The 24,272-nt window shown below is 32.2% G+C and carries 16 protein-coding genes; 4 read left to right on the top strand and 12 right to left on the bottom strand.

Features of this window, described 5'->3' with window-relative positions:
• Window positions 1–2: 2 nt before the first annotated feature.
• Window positions 3–527 carry a DUF6503 family protein gene (locus IEV63_RS13090; protein ID WP_373283722.1) on the top strand — a complete coding sequence of 175 codons (525 nt, stop codon included), beginning with the start codon at window positions 3–5 and terminating at the stop codon, window positions 525–527.
• 509 nt (window positions 528–1,036) lie between these two features.
• Here IEV63_RS13090 and IEV63_RS05970 read toward each other — a convergent pair.
• The 4 genes from IEV63_RS05970 to IEV63_RS05955 are packed head-to-tail and all read right to left on the bottom strand — an operon-like array spanning window position 1,037 to window position 6,270.
• Complete coding sequence (locus IEV63_RS05970) at window positions 1,037–2,308, bottom strand: adenylosuccinate synthase (RefSeq protein ID WP_188405881.1); 1,272 nt, start codon at window positions 2,306–2,308, stop codon at window positions 1,037–1,039.
• Between the two features lie 6 nt (window positions 2,309–2,314).
• On the bottom strand, window positions 2,315–2,770 hold the full coding sequence (locus IEV63_RS05965; RefSeq protein ID WP_188405880.1) for a Fur family transcriptional regulator: 456 nt from the start codon (window positions 2,768–2,770) through the stop codon (window positions 2,315–2,317).
• Between the two features lie 19 nt (window positions 2,771–2,789).
• Window positions 2,790–5,012 (bottom strand): RelA/SpoT family protein, encoded by a 2,223-nt coding sequence (locus IEV63_RS05960; RefSeq protein WP_188405879.1) that lies wholly within the window; start codon window positions 5,010–5,012, stop codon window positions 2,790–2,792.
• A gap of 19 nt (window positions 5,013–5,031) precedes the next feature.
• On the bottom strand, window positions 5,032–6,270 hold the full coding sequence (locus IEV63_RS05955; RefSeq protein WP_188405878.1) for a M48 family metallopeptidase: 1,239 nt from the start codon (window positions 6,268–6,270) through the stop codon (window positions 5,032–5,034).
• A gap of 148 nt (window positions 6,271–6,418) precedes the next feature.
• On the opposite strand from IEV63_RS05955, the gene IEV63_RS05950 reads away from it, so the two are divergent.
• Both IEV63_RS05950 and IEV63_RS05945 read left to right on the top strand, forming a co-directional pair.
• On the top strand, window positions 6,419–8,815 hold the full coding sequence (locus IEV63_RS05950) for a heavy metal translocating P-type ATPase (RefSeq protein WP_188405877.1): 2,397 nt from the start codon (window positions 6,419–6,421) through the stop codon (window positions 8,813–8,815).
• 50 nt (window positions 8,816–8,865) lie between these two features.
• Entirely contained in the window at window positions 8,866–9,663 is a 798-nt protein-coding gene (locus IEV63_RS05945) for a T9SS type A sorting domain-containing protein (protein ID WP_188405876.1), read from the top strand.
• A gap of 3 nt (window positions 9,664–9,666) precedes the next feature.
• Here IEV63_RS05945 and IEV63_RS05940 read toward each other — a convergent pair whose 3' ends face one another.
• The 8 genes from IEV63_RS05940 to IEV63_RS05905 form a co-directional block, all read right to left on the bottom strand.
• Window positions 9,667–10,203: an RNA polymerase sigma factor gene (locus tag IEV63_RS05940; RefSeq protein WP_188405875.1), complete on the bottom strand. Its 537-nt coding sequence runs from the start codon at window positions 10,201–10,203 to the stop codon at window positions 9,667–9,669.
• Window positions 10,204–11,262 carry a glycosyltransferase gene (locus tag IEV63_RS05935; protein WP_188405874.1) on the bottom strand — a complete coding sequence of 353 codons (1,059 nt, stop codon included), beginning with the start codon at window positions 11,260–11,262 and terminating at the stop codon, window positions 10,204–10,206.
• 36 nt (window positions 11,263–11,298) lie between these two features.
• Entirely contained in the window at window positions 11,299–11,508 is a 210-nt protein-coding gene (locus tag IEV63_RS05930; protein ID WP_188405873.1) for a membrane or secreted protein, read from the bottom strand.
• Between the two features lie 54 nt (window positions 11,509–11,562).
• Window positions 11,563–12,096, bottom strand: coding sequence for a mechanosensitive ion channel domain-containing protein (locus IEV63_RS05925; protein ID WP_188405872.1), 534 nt, complete (start codon window positions 12,094–12,096; stop codon window positions 11,563–11,565).
• Between the two features lie 2 nt (window positions 12,097–12,098).
• Window positions 12,099–13,031, bottom strand: a complete 933-nt coding sequence (locus IEV63_RS05920; protein ID WP_188405871.1) for a septum formation inhibitor Maf — start codon at window positions 13,029–13,031, stop codon at window positions 12,099–12,101.
• Between the two features lie 96 nt (window positions 13,032–13,127).
• The gene (locus IEV63_RS05915) at window positions 13,128–15,350 is read right to left on the bottom strand and encodes an NADP-dependent isocitrate dehydrogenase (protein ID WP_188405870.1); all 2,223 of its coding nucleotides are present in this window, start codon (window positions 15,348–15,350) and stop codon (window positions 13,128–13,130) included.
• 156 nt (window positions 15,351–15,506) lie between these two features.
• Window positions 15,507–15,884: a 50S ribosomal protein L19 gene (rplS, locus tag IEV63_RS05910; protein WP_188405869.1), complete on the bottom strand. Its 378-nt coding sequence runs from the start codon at window positions 15,882–15,884 to the stop codon at window positions 15,507–15,509.
• Between the two features lie 265 nt (window positions 15,885–16,149).
• Entirely contained in the window at window positions 16,150–16,419 is a 270-nt protein-coding gene (locus IEV63_RS05905; RefSeq protein ID WP_188405868.1) for a hypothetical protein, read from the bottom strand.
• Between the two features lie 355 nt (window positions 16,420–16,774).
• Here IEV63_RS05905 and IEV63_RS05900 point away from each other — a divergent pair, with 355 nt between their 5' ends.
• Complete coding sequence (locus IEV63_RS05900; protein WP_188405867.1) at window positions 16,775–24,160, top strand: fibronectin type III domain-containing protein; 7,386 nt, start codon at window positions 16,775–16,777, stop codon at window positions 24,158–24,160.
• Window positions 24,161–24,272 lie beyond the last annotated feature (112 nt).

Raw genomic sequence — 24,272 nt, 5'->3', positions numbered from 1 at the left:
CAATTAAAGATGAATTATATGAAGGAAAATTTAAAAGAATTATAAACAAAAGGCTAATTGAAGTTACCGATAGTTTGGCCAATTTATATTCAGAATCGATTAATTCTGTGCATTATTTTGTTCAATTGCCATTTCGCTTAAAAGATGAAGCTGTTCAGACGAAATTAATAGGAACAGAAAAGGATGAGTTAAATACGTATTATAAAATTCAAGTTAGTTTTCAACAAGATGGTGGTGGTCAGGATTTTGAAGATGTTTACTATTATTGGATCAATACAAATACATTTCAAATTTCTTATTTAGCATATTCATTTCAAGTAAATGGTGGTGGAATTCGTTTTAGAAAAGCCATTGAATACGAAAATGTAAATGGAATTCAATTTATAACTTACGAAAACTACAAACCAAATTTTAATCATGCAAAAGTCGGACAAGCCTTAAATGATTTCCTAAATGGAAAATATATATTTCTTTCTTTAATAGAAAATAAGCATATTTTAGTAAATAACCTAAAGTTAGATTGTTAGTATAAGATTTAGCTAATTAAGATGCTATTATTCTAATTACAAGCAACTTCTCACAAATATAAATGATAAATAAAAATTTTGTTCTCGATATGAACCTAAATTTTGTTGAGAGTAAAGATTTTTTAGATGAAAACTAAGGATTTATCTATAAAATTAGGTGCTTATGAAGCACAAATCTTTCGATAAAATTGGTAGTTTGTAAAAACTAAAATTTTTAATTTTTGCAATTTATCCTGACTTATGCTATTTAAATTGGATGAGTTTTCGCTATTCTGAATTCAATTTTCAGTTTTCGGGTTTCAATTATTGTCATCTTGTTTTACGTTCAGATTTTTTTATGCTCGCCAATAATTAACATGCTAAGCCTTTTACTATATCCATTTTCATTTATTATAATGCTCAGTTTTATAACTTATTCAATAAGTTACAAAACTGAGCATTAGTGCTAAAGGTTTATTCTTATTAGTACAACCTAAAGTTAATTCATAAACAACTAAAAGTAGATGTTTTTAACGTAGAATAGTTTGCGTACGATCTGGACCTACCGAAACAATTTTAATGGGCACACCAATTTCGTCTTCTATAAATTGTATATAATTATTTAATTCTTTTGGTAAATTTTGAATGTCTTTTAACTTCGTTAAATCTTCTTTCCAACCTTTTAATTCGGTATAAACAGGAGAAATATTTTCTTCTTCAATATTGTAGGGTAGATGTTTAATTTCCTTGCCATTGTATCGGTAACTTGTGCAAACTTTTAGCGTTTTAAAACCGCTTAGCACATCACCTTTCATCATCATTAATTGGGTTACACCGTTTACTTGTACAGCATATTTTAAGGCCACTAAATCTAGCCATCCACAACGTCTTGGTCTTCCTGTTGTGGCTCCAAATTCGTTTCCAACTTTGGCCATTTTTGCTCCATCTTCATCAAATAATTCAGTAGGAAATGGACCGCTTCCTACACGTGTGGTGTAAGCTTTAAAAACTCCAAATACATTTTTAATTTTATTAGGAGCTATACCTAAACCTGTACAAGCTCCAGCTGCTGTTGTATTGGAAGAAGTTACAAAAGGATAAGTTCCAAAATCGATATCGAGTAAAGAACCTTGAGCACCTTCAGCTAAAATAGTTTTGTTATCTAGTTGAGCTTGATGCAAATATTCTTCTGAGTCTATAAATTGAAGGCTTTTTAAAACTTCAATAGCTTCAAAAAATTCTTCTTCTAATTCTTTTAGGTTGTATTGAACATCTACATTATAAAAACTAATCATGGCTTCATGTTTATCAGCCAAGTTTCTATATTTATCTTTCCAATTATTCAATTCTAAATCGCCAATACGTATACCATTTCTTCCGGTTTTATCCATATAGGTAGGTCCAATTCCTTTTAAGGTTGAACCGATTTTAGCTTTTCCTTTAGCAGCTTCAGACGCCGCATCTAACAAACGATGAGTAGGTAGGATTAAATGTGCTTTTCTTGAAATTACTAATTTTTTATGAAGATCTAAGTTAAACTTAGAAAGGTTGTCTAGTTCTCTTTTAAAAATTACCGGATCGATAACAACTCCATTGCCTACTAAGTTAATGCTATCTTTATGAAAAATTCCAGACGGAATCGTATGCAAAACATGTTTTATACCATCAAATTCTAGGGTGTGTCCAGCATTAGGTCCACCTTGAAAACGAGCTATAATGTTATATTTTTCAGTAAGGTAATCTACAATTTTACCTTTTCCTTCGTCTCCCCATTGAAGACCGAGTAGCAAGTCTACTGCCATAAAAATTTATTGTTTAGGTTTGTTTCTAGTGCCATAAAAGTATAAAGAATGACGATCTATTGTTATGTCGAACACTTCTTCAATGGTTTTTTTAATGCTTTCTATACGTGGATCACAAAATTCAACAACTTCGCTAGTATCGGTTAAAATAACATGGTCGTGTTGCCTGTCGAAATATGATTTTTCGTATTGTGCTTGGTTTTTGCCAAACTGATGCTTTCTTACCAAACCACAATCCATCAATAAATCGATGGTGTTATATAATGTTGCTCTACTTACTCTGTAATTTTTATTTTTCATTGTAATGTAAAGCGACTCGATATCAAAATGTTCTTCGTTATCGTAAATTTCTTGAAGAATAGCGTAGCGCTCTGGTGTTTTTCGATGCCCATTATCTTCTAAGAATTGGGTAAAGACTTTTTTTACAACGAGCTGATCGTTAAGTTTGGTATTTTTATTCATAAGCTACAAATTTAAGCTTTTATTCACGGCTAATCTTATCGATGCCTTCAATTTTTTTAAGTTGATCCATTAAGCGTTTTAAAATTCCTTTGTTTTTCACTGAAACCCTTATGTTTCCTAAAAAAACTCCATCTTGACTGCTAAATGCAATTTTTTTCATATTTACATGAAGGTTTTTAGATATAACAGAAGTTATTTCATTAATTAAGCCAATATCGTCAATTCCTGTTAATTTTAAGTCGGCATTAAATTCTTCTTGGGTAGAGTCTATCCATTTTGCTTTGTATATTCGATATGCAAAATTGCTTTGCAGTTGAATTGCATTAGGACAATCTTTTTTATGCACTTTCATGCCATCAGAAACCGTTAAAAAGCCAAACACACTATCGCCAGGAATTGGGTTACAACAATTGGCAACTTGGTAATTTAAGTGTTGCTCATCGTCTCCAAATACCAATTGGTCAAATCGTTCAGAAATTTCATCATCTTTTACTTCTTTTGTTTCATTTTTAGTTGGGCTTCTTCGAATTTTATTTTTAAAGAAAGAAACAAAAGCATTATTTCTATATGATGCAAATTTTTTAATCTGTACATTATCTATTGTACCTAAGCCAACGCGATAAAATAAATCGAGACTGGTTTTTAGCTTAAAGAAATTAACTAATTCGTTAACCGTCCGTTCATTAAGTTGTATTTTTTGTGAACGTAATTTACGTGTTAAAATTTCTTTACCATCTTCTGCAATTTCCTTTTTCTTTACTTTTAAGGCCGTTTTAATTTTGGAACGTGCTTTTGCTGTCGAAGCAAAATCTAACCAGTTATTGGTAGGTTTAGCCGATACAGATGTAATTACTTCTACTTGGTCTCCACTTTTTAATACGTGACTTAACGGTCGTAATTTTCCATTAACTTTTACGCCTCGCGTTTGTAATCCAACATCGGTATGAATATGAAATGCAAAATCTAATGCGGTTGAACCTTTGGGTAGTGATTTTAAATCTCCTTGGGGAGTAAATACAAAAATTTCTTTTGCGTAGAGATTTAATTTAAACTGTTCAACAAAATCTACCGCATTCATTTCGTTGTTTTCAAGCGCATCTTGTAAACGGTTAAGCCAAACTTCAATACCTTGGTCTTCTTGGTTTTCGCCGTGTTTATATTTGTAGTGAGCTGCGTAGCCTTTTTCGGCAATTTCGTGCATTCGTTCACTTCTTATTTGTACTTCGACCCATCTTCCTTTTGGACCCATTACTGTAATATGCAAGGCTTCGTACCCGGTTGATTTTGGTGAGGATATCCAATCGCGTAATCGGGTAGGGTTGGGTCTAAAAAAATCTGTTACTATAGAATAAATCTTCCAGGCTAAGAATTTTTCATTTTTAGGTTCGCTTTTATAGATAATTCGAATAGCAAATTTATCGTAGATTTCATCGTAAGTAACATTTTGATTAATGATTTTTTTACGAATAGAGTAAATGGATTTTGACCTACCTTTTATTTCAAAATCAATATTTTCTTTTGTTATTTCGTCGCTTATTATTTTTGAAAAAGCTTCAATATAGTTGCTTTGTTCTTCTTTACTATCTTGAATTTTACTTTTTATATCTTTATAAACTTCTGGTTCAGTATATTTTAAACTAAGGTCTTCTAATTCAGTTTTTATATTGTATAAACCAATTCTGTGAGCTAATGGTGCATAAATGTACAAGGTTTCGCTTGCAATTTTCACTTGTTTATCAGCACGCATGGCATCCATGGTTTGCATGTTGTGCAAACGGTCTGCAATTTTTATAATAATTACGCGTACATCATCGTTTAAGGTAAGTAACATTTTTCTGAAGTTTTCAGCTTGCATAGAAATATTACCATCTTTTTTTAGGCTTGATATTTTGGTTAAACCATCAACTATTCTGGCAACGGTTTCTCCAAACATTTGCTCGATGTCTGCTAAATTATAGTGTGTGTCTTCAACCACATCATGCAGTAAGGCAGCGGTGATCGATGTGGCATCTAAACCAATTTCTGAAGCTACAATTTTTGCCACTGCTATGGGATGGAAAATATAAGCTTCACCAGATTTTCTACGCTGGTCTTTGTGAGCTTCAACAGCAGTTTCGAAAGCTTTCCTAATCATTACCTTATCTTCATCGGTAAGGCTTAGGTAACTTATACGAAGCAATTCTTTGTATTGCTTCGTAATTTTTTTATTCTCTTTATCGAGGTATTCCTGCGTTAACTCCATACAACTAAGATACTAAAAACTACGATTCCAAATTTAAGTTTTCTATTCTTTTTTGCAATGGTGGGTGCGAATAATTAAAATACACATAAGCGGGATGTGGAGTTAAATTACTTAAGCTTTTAGAACTTAATTTTTTTAAACTAGTTACTAAATGTTTAGCATTAAAAGTGTGTTTTGCAAATGCATCTGCTTGGTATTCAAATTTTCTTGAAATAACATTCATAACTAATCCTGTTAATGTAGAAATAGGACTGTATAATAAACCAAAAGCTACTAAACTTAAGTGAAAACTAGGTTTGGAAGTACCCAAAGCTTCAGCTAATAAAGCTTCATTAACCAGAAGCGAAAAAATCCATAGGGTTAATCCTGTAGTAAGTATAGACGCTATTAAGTTAAAAATAATATGCTTTTTTTTGTAATGGCCAACTTCGTGTGCCAAGACAGCAACTACTTCTTCTTCGGTTAAATCTTCAACCAAGGTGTCAAAAAGTGTAATGCGTTTCTCTTTTCCAAAGCCAGAAAAGTAGGCATTGGCTTTTGTACTTCGTTTAGAACCGTCAATTATGTAAATATTTTTTAATTCGAAGCCAACTTTTTTAGCATAAGCTTCAATTTTATCGCGTAAACTTCCATTGGCTAATGGAGTTTGTTTATTAAAAAGGGGCACGATTAATTTTGCGTAAAACATATTCATTAAAATAGAAAACAGACTTATAATAATCCATGCATACCACCAAAAATCTTTTCCTGCGAGTTCAAAAAACCACATTAATAGGGCTAAAATTCCGCCACCAAGTATTCCTGCGAGTAGCCATGATTTTAAGATGTCTAGGAAAAAAGTATTTTTTGTAGTTTTATTAAAACCATATTTTTCTTCAATAACAAAAGTACTGTAATACGAAAATGGAATCCCCAATATACTAGAGGCTAAAAATAATATTCCAAAAAAACTTAAACCGATATAAATTTCATGTTCAAACCAATTCCTAGCTATATTATCAACCCACGCAAAGCCATCTAAAAATAAAAACGCAAGAATTACCATAAACATAATTGCACTGCTAAATTGACTAAATTTTTGATTCTCTTTTTTGTAAGCTTGTGCTTTTTTGTATTCATCTTTTTCATAAACATCGCTAATGCTTTCGGGTAAAGCTTTATCAAAATAAGAAGTGTTTAAAAAATCGAGTACTTTATCTATTACAAATTCAATAACTAAAATACCAATAATGAGCCAAAATAAAATTGTTGCTGTCATAAAATAAAAATAACAGCAAAAATAGGTTTTTAAGATTTAATTTGTTGAGCAGAATGAATTTGCTTGATATTTCTGTTTTCTGTAAATAACTGATGTTTATCATTTTTAAAATAAAGCGATAGCCGCAAATTTGTTTACAAAAAGCTAAATGTTTAAAAAGGTTAAATGCTATCATTGTGGAGACGCATGTGTCGAAGGAGAAATAACTTCTGCCGATAAAAGTTTTTGCTGCGCTGGTTGCAAAACAGTTTTTGAGTTATTTACCGAAAACAACTTAACCTGTTATTACGATTTACAGAACAATCCAGGAGCTACACCACCCGAATTAGAAGGTAAATTTGATTACTTAGAACAAACCGAAATACGCGAGAAATTAATCGATTTTAGCGATGATGGAGTAGAGTCGATTCAGTTATTTATTCCGCACATTCATTGCTCTTCTTGTATTTGGATTTTAGAAAATTTAAATAAACTCAACGAACAAATTATTACTTCTCAAGTAAATTTTCCAGAAAAGCGAGTTCAAGTTACGTATAAAACAAAATCATTTGGCTTAAAAGATTTAGTGCTTTTACTAGCTTCTATAGGTTACGAGCCTTATCTGAGTTTAGAGAATATGGAAAAAAAGAAAACTGATATCGACCGAAGTTTAATTTATAAAATTGGAATTGCTGGTTTTGCTTTTGGTAATGTCATGTTTTTGTCTTTCCCTGAATATTTTGAAGTTTCAGAATATTGGTTAGACCAATATAAACCTATTTTTAGGTGGTTAATGTTTTGTTTTTCATTGCCCGTAGTTTTTTACTCAGGTGCAGGTTATTTTGTTTCTGCCTGGAAAGGAATTCAATCTAAAATATTAAATATCGATATTCCTATCGCACTAGGAATAAGTGTTTTGTTTGTAAGAAGTAGTGTCGAAATTATGGCCGATTTAGGCACAGGTTTTTTCGATAGTTTAACTGGTTTAGTTTTCTTTTTGTTGCTAGGGAAATTAGCTCAACAAAAAACCTATTCTTTTTTATCATTCGAAAGAGATTACAAATCATATTTTCCAATTGCAGTAACTAGATTAAATCATGATGATTTACTTTTAGAAGAAAAAATACCAATTTATGAAATTAAAAAAGGAGATCGAATTTTAATTAGAAGTAATGAGTTAATCCCTGTAGATGGTATTTTAGTTGAAGGTGATGCCAAAATAGATTATAGTTTTGTTACTGGTGAAGCAAGAACAGTTGTAAAAAACAAAGGAGAAAAATTATACGCTGGAGGTAAACAACAGCTCGGCGCTATCGAATTGATAGCAGAAAAGGAAGTAGAACAAAGTTATTTAACACAATTATGGAGTCAGGATGCTTTTGTTAAAGACCAAGAAATACCTTTTAAAAGCTTAATTAATAAAATAAGTAAACACTTTACAATTGCTGTTTTAAGTATAGCAACAATTGCAACAACTTTCTGGTTATTTTTTGATGCTAGTTTAGCCTTAAACGTACTTACAGCGGTGTTAATTATAGCTTGTCCTTGCGCAATTGCCCTAGCAACTCCGTTTACTTTAGGAAATTTGTTACGCATTTTTGGCAAACAAGGTTTTTACTTAAAAAATACCGATACACTAGAACAGCTAGCCGATTTAGATGCATTTGTTTTTGATAAAACAGGAACGCTAAGCCATACGCAAGGAGATGAGATTTTATACGAAGGCGAGCAGCTTACCGATGAAGATTATATTTTACTCAGAACTACTTTAAGAAACTCTAACCATCCTTTAAGTCGAAAATTGTATGCCTTTTTACAATCTCAAAAAATTGATACACTCGATCGATTTGAAGAAGAAGTAGGAAAAGGAATTGTTGCTAAAGTAAACGAAAAAGAAATTAAATTAGGTTCTTCTCAATGGGTAAATGTTCCAGCTGAAAATCAAAATACTGCTACTACTGTCTATTTTTCTGAAGATGAAACTTACCGAGGTAAATTCACCTTTCAAGCTAATTACCGAAATGGTATTTGGTCACTTTTAAAATCCTTGTTTAAGAATTATCAAATTCAAATTGTTTCTGGCGACAACGCTTCCGAAGAAGCCTACTTAAAGTCGCAGTTGCCATTTTTAAAAGATTTACATTTTAATCAGGCACCAGCAGATAAATTAATACGAATAAAAGAAACGCAAGAACGCGGCTTAAAAGTAGCGATGGTAGGAGATGGCTTAAACGATGCTGGGGCATTAAAACAAAGCAACTTAGGTATAGCTGTTGCCGAAAACATTAATGTATTTACACCGGCCTGCGATGCTATTATTGATGCTAAAAAACTTTTGCACTTAGATGCTTTTATTGAAGTTGCTAAAAAGGGTAAACGAATTATTAAATGGGCTTTCTTTTTTTCTTTTTTGTATAATTTAATAGGCTTGTATTTTGCTGTAACTGGTCAATTAACTCCAATTGTTGCTGCTATTTTAATGCCTTTGAGTTCAATTAGTATTGTTGCTTTTACAACTTTAGCAAGTAATATTACAAGCAGAAATTTGAAAAAGATTAACTGCTGATTTTAAGTAATTTGTATAAAATTCATGTTTAATTTACCTATATTTGGTAAATGCATGCTATAAGAAACATATTAAATTCGCTAATCACTTGGTTGTTTTTATGTATACCAGCATTATTGCTTGCTCAGGAAGATCAAAATGAGCGTATTTTACGAATGCAAATTTACACTCAAGCATCCTATGATGCTGCTAGTACATCTTCTGACGCTATACGAATTGAGTTTACAAACGATGGTTTTAATGGTATTGATGATCGTGATGCTCCTAAAATTAATAATATAGATGAAAATTTAGCAAGATTACACGGAGGCACTTTTTTAACTATTGAAAATCGAGAACAGCCAACCGATGGGGAAATATTAAACCTTTATATCGGTCAGTTCAGCAATTCAGCTTATGTGTTTAAATTTCAAAATGATAATTTTGATGATAAAATATTAAAATTGAAGGATAATTACCTTAACGATCAAATTGTTATAGACGAAAATAATGCAACCTATGCTTTTACCATTAATCCATCTATAAACGCTAGCACATTTTATGGTCGTTTTCAGTTGTTATTTGAAGACGAACCTTTAAGCACTATTGGTTTCAATAAGCCAGAATTTTCAATTTCTCCCAATCCAGTAAAACAAGATTCTTTTATTATTCAATCAGCTTGTTTTGCAAATCAAGAAGTAAGTATACTCATATATAATCAAGTTGGAAAACTCATATTAAAAAAAAGAGTTCAGTTGTCTAACTCTGGTAAATACCAGTTAAAAGACTTCAACTTTAATGCGGGTTTTTATTTTGTTAAACTGAAAACGAATTCGCAAGAAATCACTAAAAAATTAATAAAAACCTAATTTTTATTTTTCCTTAAGTAATTTTTGAAGCTTTTGTTTTGCTCTGTAGGCTTTTACTTTTAAATTATTAATCGGAATATTAAGTTCTTCGGATATTTCTTTGAAACTCATAGACTCAAAATAATATTTTTGTAAAACTAATTGATAATCACCTTGTAGTTTGCGGAGTTCTCTCGCAATATTTTCCTTATTTGTTTCCATAATTTGAGCATCTTCAATCGAAGATTCTTCAATAATTTGTAAGCTGTTTTTATTTAATTCCTGGGTTTCAATACTTTTTTTACGGTACTCATCTATCAAAAGATTTTTAGCAATTTGAACTAACCATGTTTTAAATTCAAATTCAGGATTAAACAAATCGATTTTATCAAAAGCTTTTGCAAAACTTTGTATGCAGACTTCTTCAGTTAAATAGGCATTTTTAGTTCTTTTAAAAATAAAATGATACACATAATTCCAATGGTATTTCACCAAAAAATTAAAACCAATTTGATTTCGCTCTTGGGCTAATTGAATATGTTTCATTTCATTTTCGGTCATTTATTTCCATTTTTTTATTGGAGAAACTAAATTCGATATAAATAAGCTAATTTGAAAACAAATTAAACTGAAATCTAATATCGGACTAATAAGCCATAAATTCCCACTTTTAAACTTAGTTGAAGCTTTGTTGTATATTAGTAACATACAAGTTAAAACGCACAACAAAGCTATTTTTGAATTGGTTGATGTTGTAAAAAACAACATGCCCACCGTAAACGCCCAAAAATAAAATTTAGTTATAAATATAGATGCAAGTATAATTTTATCTTTTAATCTGTAATAATTTGCTGTGGTAATATGTCTTCTTTTTTGATTCCACCATTTTAATAAGGAATCTTCAGCATGGCTATACGCAAAGCTATCGGGTTTAATTTGAATCTTAATTTTACTTTTTTTAGCAGCATGTTGCAACCATAAATCATCATCTCCAGATAGGAGTTTATTTTCTTTGTTAGATAAATTAATTTCTTGGCTAATTGTTTTAGTATACGCTAAATTTCGTCCTACAGCCATGTAAGGCGAATTATAAAGTGCAGCGCTTAGATATTGTAAAGCTGTTGTCAAGGTTTCGTAGTTCTGCAGTGCATTTAAAAACGTATTTTTTTTAAAATTAGGAGCATAACCCAAAACTACTTGTTCTGTATCGTTTATTGGTTGGGTAATTAATTTTAGCCAGTTAGCCGATGGAATATAACAATCGGCATCGGTTAACACAAAAATATTTCCTTGTGCATTGGTTTTAGCTAGTTGTAATGCTGTTTTTTTAGAACTGTTACCAGTACTAGAAAAACATCTAAGTTTGCTGTTGTTTTGTTGAAACTGACGCAAAACGGCTTCTGTGTGATCTGTAGATTTATCATTAACGACTATTACTTCGAAATTTGGATAATCTTGATCTAAAATAAAGGCTAAATTATTTTGAAGATTCTTAGCTTCATTTTTAGCACAAATTAATACGCTAATAAAAGTCTGAGAACTATTATAGGAAATATTTTTTTTTAAAAAGAGTAACTTAAGGAAACTAATTAAGTAAAAAATGTATAGCAGAGCTGCCAAAAAAAATAGGTTTTCAAAAACAGCAAAAACATACATTTATGCTGTTTTGTTCACTTGGTCTTTTTGGCAATCTTGCTCTTCTGGCATTTTTCCGCAAAAACTACAAGATTGTCCATTTTTATTTAAATATGGACTTTGGCTTGCACAAGTTCCAGCAAATTTCCCGTCTTTTTTACCCCAGATTTTTATTGCAATACCTGCAAATGCAATTCCTAACAAGGCTATGGTGATCAGTAGTAATTTCATAATGCAAATATAATATAATTCAATTTTATAATTGAAGCTTTAACAAGCTTTATGTTAGTTAGTGTTGTTGTATGTACTACTCTTTTTAAGTAAAGAAATAGGTTTTTGCAAAATTAAATTATTTGGATATACAATGAGCTCACCATCATCTGTTCTTAAGTGCATTTGGAAAGCTTTAATATCTTCTATTCGGGCTTCAATAGGAGTATCTTTGTCATGTATTTTAATGTAATCTCCTATTTTAAACGGACAGGAAAAAAACATGATTACTCCAGAAGTTACGTTACTTAAAATTGACCAAATAGCGAATAAGCCAATTCCAATTACAGCAAAAACTGAAGAAAAAATCCAAGCTAAATCTTCTGCTTTTATTCCCCAAGTAAATAAAAGCGCGAAAATCATAACAAAGGAAACTAAAAAATTAATGTATTTAAACATTAGTTTTGTTCGGCCAATATTAAAATCGCCAATACGCGCAATTCGATTAGCCGACTTTTTAAGTGTAAATCGCCATATAATAAGTATAAATATTAAAAGTACACTTATTATGGCTTCATCTAAACGTTCAGATATTATATTTTTAAACATACTTATAACTTTAATGTGTCTCTTAAAAATGAAAATTGATTGGTGTTTTTGTTCCAATAATCAATTTTAAGAAGACTGAGTTTACTTGCTGTAGTTATAAAATTGGTATCGTTTCTTGTAATTTTTTCTTTCCAAGCTTCAATTTGAAAAGGGGGTGTTGTTTGTTGACTAATTACTAATTGTCTTTCTAACTCGGGATAATACACTTGTGTTTTTAATAGTTGATTGGTTTTGAATTGGCTAATATGAACTCGATAGGCTTTTATGTCTTGATTTTGCAGTCTCAGAAATTCAAAACTAGGAATCATTGAAGTAATTGTGGTGTCAATTTGTTCTGGGAATAGTCTAAGTTGAAGCCAAAGCGCATTTTCGGTTGGGAAATTTTCTAAGTTTTTGCTGAAGTTTCCAATTTGTTGAAAATAAGAGTTAACCTGTATAATTTGTTGTCCATTTTTCTGTTCGAGTTGCATATAGCTTTGTCCACACCATTCTTGAATACTGCTAGTTATTTTTACAGCTCTATTATTTTTTTCGATGGGCAAAAAAGCACTCTGCATAATGTGGTAAGGGTAAATTCCTGTGGTAAAATCTTTAGTAGAATTGAGTTTTAAAACTGGATAATCTTCATTTTTTTTAGTATCAGTTTTTACAAGTTTTTCATGGTCAAAATCTTCAGTTACGTAAATTAAAACAGCCTTACCAGTATGATTTTCGTCATAGCGATTTTGCGAAAGTTCATACGATGTTATCTCGGCTTTACCACTAAACCAATAGTCTTTTAAATCTTTAGAGATAGAAACATTATCTGATTCAAAATTGTTTGAGTTTTCGGCTTTTACTTTGTTTTGGTTACAAGAAATGAAGCAAAAATTCAAAATTAATGCACATACAAGCATAAGTAATTTTAACAGAGTAAATTGTACATTCTTTTTCATATAGCAAAAATACAAAATAATGAATTGCGAAATGCGACAAAAAAAGCTGCTTCTAATTTAGAAGCAGCTAAGATATAATCTTAATTATTTTAATTATTAATCTATAATTTTGTTCAAGCTTTGGCTTGGTCTCATTTTAGTTTTTACTAAATTTTCATCAGGAAAATAGTACCCATTTATGTTAACTTCTTTTCCTTGCGCTTCTAACAATTCGTTTAATATTAGATTTTTCTTTTCCGATAATTGTTCAGCTACTTCTGCAAATTGTTGCTTTAAGTCCGAATCTTCATTTTGTTCAGCTAGTGCTTCTGCCCAATATAAAGCTATGTAAAAGTGCGTACCACGATTATCTAATTCATTTACTTTTCTAGAAGGAGAATTGTTGTTGCTTAAATATTTTGAATTTGCTTTATTAAGCCCATTAGCAATTACGGCTGCCTTTTTATTTTCATCTTTATCGGCAATATCTTCAATTGAAACTGCCAAGGCTAAAAATTCACCAAGCGAGTCCCAACGTAAGTGACCTTCTTCTAAAAATTGTTGTACGTGTTTTGGTGCAGATCCGCCAGCTCCAGTCTCGTATAAGCCGCCTCCCGCTAATAGTGGAACAATTGAAAGCATTTTTGCGCTGGTTCCTAATTCTAAAATAGGAAAAAGGTCAGTTAGGTAATCACGTAACACATTTCCAGTTACAGATATAGTATCTTTTCCATCTTTTACGCGTTTGCAAGTGTATTGCATGGCATCAACAGGATTCATGATTTTGATTTCTAAGTCCTTTAAATCATGGTTTTTTAGGTAAGTATTTACTTTTTCGATTAAGTTTCTATCGTGAGCTCGATTTTCGTCTAACCAAAATATAGCTGGGTTAGTGGTTGCTTTTGCTCTACTTACTCCTAGTTTAACCCAATCTTTAATAGGCAAATCTTTGGTTTGACACATTCTCCATATATCTCCTTTTTGAACATGGTGTTGCATTAAAACCGTACCTTCACTTCCAATAACTTCTACTTTTCCATCAGCTTCCATTTCAAAAGTTTTGTCGTGAGAGCCGTATTCTTCTGCCTTTTTTGCCATTAATCCAACGTTAGCTACATTCCCCATAGTTGTTGGGTCGAATGCGCCGTTTTCTTTACAAAATGTAATTATTTCCTGATACATTTTTGCGTAGCTACGATCGGGAATTATTGCTTTCATATCTTGCAGTTGTCCATCCCAATTCCACATTTTACCTGATGTACGAATTGCAGCTGGCATAGAAGCATCAATAATTATATTACTTGGAACGTGAAGATTAGTAATGCCTTTGTCTGAATCTACCATAGCCATATCTGGTTTTTCTTGATACAGTTGCATAATAGCTTCTTCAATTTCCTTTGCTTTTGCTTGTGGTAGTTGATCTAATTTGGCATAAACATCTCCAAGTCCATTTCTTGAATTTACACCAATTTCGTCAAATTCCTTTGCGTATTTTTCAAATATTTCTTCATAAAACACTTCTACTGCATGTCCAAATATGATAGGGTCAGAGACCTTCATCATGGTTGCTTTTAAATGAATGGAGTAGAGTACTTTTTTCTGCTTTGCATCGTCTACCGATTTTTTTAAGAAATCTCTTAGTTTTTTAACGTCTAGGGTAGATGCATCGATTACTTCTTCTTTTTCTAAATCTAAGTTATCTTTTAAAATTTTTGATTTTCCAGTTTGATCCGTGAATTGAATTTTAACTTGGTCTTTATTTTTTAAAACTACAGATTGTTCACTTCCATAGAAGTCGCCTTCCTCCATATGGGCAACATGCGTTTTAGATTCTTTACTCCAATCGCCCATACTGTGAGGATTGTTTTTAGCGTATTCCTTAACAGGTGCAGCTACGCGTCTGTCGGAATTTCCTTCTCTTAATACAGGGTTAACAGCTGAGCCTAGAACTTTTGCATATCTTTTTTGTAGAGCTTTGTCGTCTTCTGTTTTTATTTCTTTTGGATAATCTGGAATTGCATATCCTTTTTCTTGTAATTCGTTAATGGCAGCGGTAAGCTGTGGTATAGATGCGCTTATGTTAGGAAGTTTAACAATATTAGCTTCTGGCTTTTTAGCCAATTCACCTAAAGCAGATAAAGTATCTTCAACTTTTTGTTCTTCATTTAAATAATCAGGGAAATTAGCAAGAATTCGAGCGGCAAGAGAAATATCACTTGAAACCACATCAATTTCTGCGGCATTTGTGAATTTTCTAATGATTGGTAAAAAAGAATAGGTAGCTAAGGCTGGGGCCTCATCGGTTTTGGTATAAACAATTTTATTGTGTTTTATTTCCATGCTTTGTATATGTTGTTTAATAAAAGTTAGGTTAAATATTCAGAACTTCAAATATAAAGAAATTGGCCTAATAATGGAAATAGACTAAGAGTTGATTCTGTAGTAAGAATTTATTTGTAGTTCAAAAAAAAATCCCTTTAGTAAGGGATTTTTAAATTATTTTTTGGCTTTTGCCTTAGGAGTTTGAGCAGTCATTTTTTCTTTAATTCTAGCTCGTTTACCAGTTAATTCTCTAAAGTAATAAATTCTAGCTCTTCTAACGCTACCTTTTTTATTAACTTCAATTTTTTGAAGAGCAGGTAAATTGATTGGGAAAATACGCTCAACACCAACAGTTCCACTCATTTTACGAATAGTGAAGGTTTTAGTTGCTCCACTTCCTTTAACCTGAATTACAGTCCCTTTAAAAAACTGTGTTCTGGTTTTTTGACCTTCTTTAATTTCGTAGTAAGCAGTGATTGTGTCACCTGCCTGAAATTCAGGAAAATCTTTTTTCTCGATAAATTCGTTTTCTACAAATTGTACTAAATCCATTGTATATGTAATTTGGTTTTCATTAAACAACATTCACGATTTTCGCCAGCGGTTATTCAATTGAGTTTGCAAAAATAAAAATTAATATTAAACTATAATCAATATGGCTATCAATTTTTATTAAAATCTGTTCTTTCCTATATAATTAAAAATAAAGATTAATTATTTTAAATAAAACCCTTAGTTACATTCTATAAAAACCATTTTTTTAGCAAAAAAAAGCTTCCAAATTTGGAAGCTTTTAAATTTTAAATTCGAAAATTTCCTAATTACAAGTTGCTCCAAGAAATTCTTCTTGAGCAGAAATAAAATCAGAAAATGAAACTCCTTCTAAGTCTTCAGTTCCTTCTCCGTTTACGGTTACGGTGCCATCACCATTGTCACAATACTCGGTGCTAGTAGACTGGCCAAATAACTCTAGTTCGCATACTAAACAGTCGTTGTTATTGCTCGATGAAGAATCATCATCTGAAGAACACGATGTAAAGACAAAAAACATAGCTAGAAGCGATACTGATAAAATAGAATTTCTCATAATATTTATTTTAAATTTCTGGCAAATTACAATATTATCTTAAAATAGCTTGTCAATTATCTTAAAATTTTAACAAACCCTTTCTTTCTTATCGCTATTCGTTACAACATTTTAATATTACAAAACAGTTTCAGATAAATTTAGTTAATTCTGCAACAAAGTATTAAATAATTTGTAATGTACAAATGGAATTAATGTAGAGTATCTTTTATGGTTGATATTTATTTTTGTTTTAAAAAAAAATAAAAATAAATTAGGAGTTTATGTCTTTATGTTGTCTAATAAATAAAAAAACTACAATTCATATAAATTTAATATATTTCAGAATTGTTTAAACGACAAAATATCATAAACCATGGATAAAAATTACCAACATCAATTTTTCTTAAAATCTTTCCTTTTTTTATTTCTTCTAATAGTTCATTCAATTGGAGCGAAATCATTTTATGATGCTGAAAGTTCAGGTCGTATTTTGTTATCTAAAAATGAGAGAACAATCCCTTATTTACCATTTTTTGTAAACGAAACAACCGAAGTACAATTTATTCATAATGCTCCAGACCCTAATTTGGAGTTAGTCGATATTTATGTAAATGGTAGTTTGTTTTTAGATGATGTAAATTTCAGGTCTGCATCCGCTTTTTTAAGTATTCCTGCTAATGAAGCAGTCGATATTGGGGTTGCACTTGGGAACAGTTCAACTGCAACCGAAGCCTTTTTTACTACAACATTAAATTTAGTAGATACAGATAAATATTTAATTGTAGCCAACGGTGTTCAAAATACAGGTCAGTTTGATGCTTCAGAAAATTCGAATATCGAATTTTCTTTAGATGTTTTTCAGGGTGCAAGAGAAAATGCAATTGCCATTGCGGGTAATACAGATATATTAATCCATCATGGGGCAACTGATTTACCAAATATTGATTTAGATGAAATTACAGTCCCTGTTCCTAATTTTATAACCAATTTAGCTTACACTAATTTTGAAGATTACACGCAAATTGCAACCAATAATTATTCAATTCAACCGGTTTTAAGCTCTTCACAAACTGAATTAGAAATATACGACTTGCCTCTTTCAGAATTAGTTTTGCAGAACAAAGCGGTTACTTTATTAACAAGTGGTTTTTTAAATCCAGAGTTAAATCAAAATGGACCTGAATTTGGACTGTGGTTAGCACAACCAGAAGGAGGTGATTTAATAGAACTTCCGTTTCAAGGGGAATGCATTACGTCTTTAGCTCCATTTTCCGAAAATTTCTCTGGGCAAGATTGGGCTCCTGGTGCCGCGTTTGAAAATACAGGAGATAGTATAGACGAATGTTGGACAAGAATCCCAGATAACTTAATTAATATTTATGCTTGGGGAACAGGCAATAGTTCTTCTCAAATATTCAATTCAGGACCAGGTTCTGCTTTTCAAGGTAATAATTTTTTATACACAAAACCATTTGGACAATTAGGAGACCAAGCAGAATTTATTTCACCTGTTATAAATACAAACAACTTAGACACGCCCGCATTAAGTTTTTACTATTTTATGTTTGGTAATGATGTTGGTAGTCTTGAAGTTGAAGTTAAGGAATTTGGGTCTGAAAACTGGATTAATATTTTTAATGTATCTGGTGAGCAACAGACATCACCTGATGAAGAGTGGTTAGACCAAGAAATTGAATTGACAAATTATACTAATACTAAAATTCAAATTAAATTTACTGCAATACGTGGTCTACAATTTGCAAATGCAATTGCTTTAGATTTAATTGAAGTAAGAGAAGCTACAACATGTATTAAACCATCTAACGCTTCAATAACTCAAATTTCAGATACGTCTGCACAAATTAACTGGAATACACAATCTAATCCTGTAAATTGGTTTGTTTTTCTTGAAGGAGTAAATCCACAAACAGCTACACCCATCGCAGAAGGTACTACGGCTAGTAATAATACAACTGTTTCAGGTTTAAATGAAAATACAAATTACCAAGTTTACTTAAGAAGCGATTGCGATGTAGATGGTTTTAGTGTTTTAGATGGGCCTATCAATTTTTCGACAGCTGCTTGTCCTATCGAAGAACAATGTGAATTTACTTTTAACTTATTAGATGATTTTGGAGATGGCTGGAATGGTAATATTGTCGAATTACGACAAGATGGGCAATTGGTAGCTAACTTGGGTGCTGATTTTGAAAGCGGTGATAATTTTACAGAAACACATTTGTTATGCACAGGTAGTACAATTGAGCTTATTTGGTTAAACGAAGGAAGCTTTGCCAATGAAGTAGGCTTAAACTTGGTCGATCCTTTTAATGAAGTGTTATACGAACTCAATTTCGATTCTGGCAACCAACGAGGTAGTACCATTTTTAATTTCACGTCTGCATGTACACCACCAACATGTCCAAAAGTAACAAATGTACAAGCCTTCAACATAGTAAATGATGGCGTAGATTTATCTTGGAATGCAGAGCCTGAAGCCAGTTTAGGATACACCTGGTTAATTTTTAATCAAGGAGCAAACCCTGCAACAGCAAGCCCTGTTTTTTCAGAAAGTGTAGATCAGTCTACCAATAATGTAAGCATATCAGGATTATCTCCAGCACAAAGTTACGATGCTTATGTAATTGCTAATTGTGCTGCAGATGATGATAGTGATTTTTCGGATGTAGTTTCATTTAATACGTCATGCTCTACCTTAATGGCTCCTGTATTCGAAAATTTTAGTAGCTCACAATGGGTATCTGGAACAGGTTTTAATAATGCCAACAGTGAAATTAGTGAATGTTGGGAAAGAGAAACTACTGGATATTTTTGGGGAACTAAATCTGGTGCTTCAAGCATTAACAGTACTGGGCCTAGCGGAGCATTTCAGGGTTCAAATTATATTTATGCTGTTGGAACACTTGGTAATAATGGCCAAACAACTACTATAACTTCTCCCCAAATAAATTTACAAAACTTAACCAATCCAGGAATTTCGTTCTACTATTTTATGCGTGGAAATAATATAGGCGAATTATCGCTAGAGGTAAAATCGGTAAACACTTCTAATTGGGTTGAACTAGAAAATATCGTAGGTGCTCAACAAACCAATATTGATGATAATTGGGAAGAAGTAATAATTTCATTAAATGCTTTTGAAGGTGAAACAATTGAGTTCAGATTTGTGGCTACCCGTGGAAATGGATTTTCATCAGATATTGCTATAGATGCAATTGAAGTTAACGAAGTAAACCCATGTTTGAGACCAAAAAACTTGGAAATAAATAATATAGATATCGATGGTGCTGAATTAACTTGGACACCCGCCGATGCATCTGCTACAGGTTTTACTTGGGAGATATACCCAGAAGGAGCCAATCCTGAAAATGCAACACCTGTTGCCGAAGGAACAACTCCTTCGAATACAACAACCGCCATAATTACAGGTTTAGATGCAGACACTACTTATGATGCATATGTTTTTGCTGAATGTGATGAAGGTGAATTTTCAAATTTATCACTTCCAATTAGTTTTTCTACATTAATATGTAATGCAAATGAAACTTGTGTTTATACCTTCGAATTGCTCGATGGTTTTGGAGATGGTTGGAATGGAAACACCATGTCTGTATTACAAAATGGAATAGAAATAGCAGTTTTAGGAGAAAACTTTTCATCAGGAAATAATTTTACAGAAACAGTAAGCCTTTGCAGTAATGTTAATGTTGAATTATTCTGGAACATTGGAGGTAGTTTTGCTAATGAAGTAGGAGTTACAGTTTTAAACCCCTTTGATGAAGAAGTTTATGAAAAAAGTCCTGGCGAAGGTTCTCAAGGAAGTACGCTAACCACATTTACATCAGATTGTGATGCTCCTGATGGATGTTTCCCACCTTTAAATTTTGAAGTTGTTCAAGTTACAACAGATACAGTTGAATTATCTTGGGATAACATCGGAAGCGCAATTAGTGGCTACAATTGGTTTATCTTTAATGAAGATGATAATCCACAAAATACACCGCCAGTAGCAAACGGAAGTACAAATTTTGAAGTAAATTCAGTAGTGATTTCTGGTTTGTCTGAAAATACAAATTACAAAGCTTTTATTCGCTCAGATTGTGGCTTTACAGGAGTTAGCTCAGCATCAGACCCATTATTTTTCAATACTCCTTGTAGTCCTTTAGCTACTCCTTATGTAGTAGATTTTGAAAGCGATGATTGGTCTCCACAAAACTCAGGAAACGAAAGTATTGGTGATTGTTGGAATAGAAGTCCAGAATTTGAGATAGGTACTTATTCTTGGTTAAGCTTTTCAGATAATTTTATCAATAACCCTGTAGGTGATAATGTTATTATAATTACCAATCAATTTGGTAATTCTGGAGATCAAGCTATCATTGAATTACCAGCACTAGATTTGTCTAATTTAGACGAACCAAGCTTCAATTACTTTTACTCACTAACTGGGAGTGATGTTGGAACTTATGCTGTAGAAATTAAAGAGATTTCTACTTCTACTTGGACGAACCTTAAAACATATAATACTGCAGAACAATCAAATTTATCAGATGAATTTGTTCGTGAAATATTCGATTTGGCAAACTTTGCTAATCAAACTGTAAATATTCGTTTTGTGGCAACAAGAAGTGCTGCAAATTCTGTCTTTTTTGCGATAGACGATTTGCGAGTAGACGAGTTACCTGTTTGTAATCCGCCGCTAAGTTTAAGTATTGACAATATAACTACAGAATCAGCTGAACTTACTTTTAATGAAGACGAATCTGCTTTTGAAGGTTACACATGGTTTGCTTTTGAATCTGGTGCCGATCCTGAAACTGAAACTCCAATAGCAACAGGAACAACAAACTCACCTAATGCTATACTTATCGATGGACTTTCTCCAGCTTCAACATACGATGTATATGTTCAATCTAATTGTTTCAATAATGAAGAGAGTGAACTTTCTGAATCGGTTACTTTTTCAACTGAAGTTTGTGAAGAAGAAGAGAAATGTACCTATACTTTTTTGCTTGAAGATTCTGCTGGAAACGGTTGGAACGGTGCTAGCATGCAAGTCTTTCAAAATGGAATTTTAGTGGAAACTATTGGAGAAAATTTTTCAACTGGAAGCGAATCTTCAGTAACTGTAAGCTTATGTGCTGATGTTACAACCGAATTAATTTGGAATAATGCAGGAATTGCTGCTAGCGAACTTGGAATAAGCATCATTGATCCATTTAATGAAGAAATTTACAACTCTTCAACCCAAAGCATTTCACCGGGTCAAACTATCTTTTCTTTTACTTCAAATTGTACTCCACCAATTTGCCCAGAACCCATAAATGTTGAAGTAACAAATATTCTTCAAACTGAAGCTACCTTAAGCTGGGATGAAGTTGATGTTACGCAACAAAGCTTTAATTGGTCTGTTTATTTAGAAGGAGAATCTCCAGATTTTGCCACCCCAATCGCTAGTGGAACAATTACTTCTGAAGATACTACAGTAGTTGTAAATAACTTAGAGATAAATACCACCTATCAAGTTTATATTCAAGCTATATGTGAATTTAGTGAGAGCGAATTAACTACAGCTGTTGAGTTTACCACTTTTGGAGAGTGTAATGCTCCAGAAAATATTGTAGTAGATGAAGTATTAATCAATGAAGTTACCTTTAGTTGGGATGACTTTACCAACGCATTAAATGGTTACATTTGGGAAGTTTATTTATCTAGTGAAGACCAAGAAACGGCTACACCATCTTTTAGTGGTACTTTGGCTGCTGGTGAAACATCTGTTACGGTTACCGGTTTAACTGAACTTACAGATTATAATTTTTATATACAATCTGATTGTAATGTAGTTGAAAGTGATTTTAGCCTAGCGATTCCTTTTAGTACAATTGGAGATTGTGTAGAGCCTAATGGAGTTGATTTCCAAATTGATGAAGTTACACAAACTTCTGTATTGTTTAGTTGGTCTGCATCTTTAGAAGATCCAGGTACTTATTCTTATGTTGTACATACTCAAGGTGAAGGTCCAGATGTTTCTACGGCTATAACCTCCTGGATTACAACTACACCAAACGGATTTTCAGACGATTTGGAACCAGGTACAACCTATGATGTTTATATCCGTAACAACTGTTCATTCGGGTTTAGCGATTTTGTAGGACCATTTACATTTACTACTTTGGATCCTGAGTGTGAAGTGCCTTCAAATATTCTTATAACTAACATTAGTCAAGATGAAATCACTTTATCTTGGAGTGGAGTTGATTTAGCAACTAATGGTTATGTTTGGTATATTTTTGATGATGAAGCTAATCTAGAAACAGACTCTCCGCTTGATACAGGAATTGTAGATTCTGAAGAGACTTCTGTTGTAATCGACGGTCTTTCTGAAGATACGGCTTACCAAGTGGTATTACAGAGTGATTGCGATCTGAATCTTAGTGAATTATCTACTCCAATTCAGTTTGTTACAGAAAATTTGGTTTGTGAAACACCAGATAATCTTGGAGTTACGTTAATAACGGATAGCACCGCAACACTATCTTGGAATGAAACCGCTGATTCTCCTATTATGGAATTTAATGGTTACACTTGGTTTATTTATAATGATGGTGATATTCCAGGAACAGATGTGCCAGTATTTACGGGTTCTACTAACGATACTTTTGTTGATGTATCAAATCTAATTCCTGAAACTACTTATCAAGCCTATGTGCAAGCCAATTGTGAACTTGATGATAGTAATTTAAGTGCACCGGTTACGTTTACCACTACCGACGCGCTTGGAGCTTGTCAACCTGCCGAAAATATAACGGTAAGTAATATTTCTCAAACTTCTATATTTTTAACTTGGAATCCACCCGCAGATTCCCCCGTAGTTGAATATGAGTGGGTTATTCGTGAAACTGTAACAGGATTTCCTATTTATTCATCTGGATTTGTAGATCCTTCTGTTACCGAAGTTTCGATAGATAATTTAGAACCCAACACCGAATATTTAGCTAATGTAGTTACCGATTGTGGTACACAATTTAGAATTCCTGGTGAAAGTTTTGCTTTTACAACGCTAGATGTTAATGATTTACCACCCAATGATGATATATGTAATGCTATAATGATTCCTGAGTTTTCAACAGTAATTGGCGATAACACCAACGCAACTGTGCAAACCAATGAGCCAACTGCAAGCTGTTTTTCTTCTAACATCGAAAGTACAGTTTGGTTTACTTACGTTGCTCCTAGCTCAAGTGAAAGTGATATCATTATATCAGCTCTTGCAAACACAGGAATTGCAAATGTAGCCGTGTACGAAGCCGTTGAAGACTGTACAGACTTAACAAGCTTAGTTGAAGTAGCTTGTGCTGTTGGAATGGGAACCGGAGAACAAACCATGGTTTCTCCTTCGGGCTTAACACAAGGGGAAACATATTATATACAAGTAAATTTTGATGCAGCCAATGAAGGTACTTTTGAAATATCTTTAGAAACTAATTTCTCAAATCAAGATTTTAATAAGCTTCAAATTAGCCTGTATCCAAACCCAGCTAATAATATACTTAATGTTGAAGCACCCGAAAATATTGAAGATATCATTATTTACAATATGTTAGGTCAACAAGTTTACAAACAAAAGTATAACCAAAATTTGGTAGCTGTTCCTGTTAGTAATCTACAAAGTGGTCAATATTTTGCAAAAGTGATAATTAACGGTAAAACTTTTGTTGAAGCTTTTATAAAGGATTAATTATGGCTTGATTTTAAGTTTTAAATGCAAATTAACTTTTAATAGCTCTAAAAACTATAACTTCAAGATTGTAGTATTTAGAGCTATTTTTTTGCTCTATATTTTTAATAAC

The organism is Psychroflexus salis (assembly GCF_014640175.1).
Taxonomy (GTDB): domain Bacteria; phylum Bacteroidota; class Bacteroidia; order Flavobacteriales; family Flavobacteriaceae; genus Psychroflexus; species Psychroflexus salis.
This window is presented reverse-complemented; position numbering and strand designations above follow the sequence as displayed.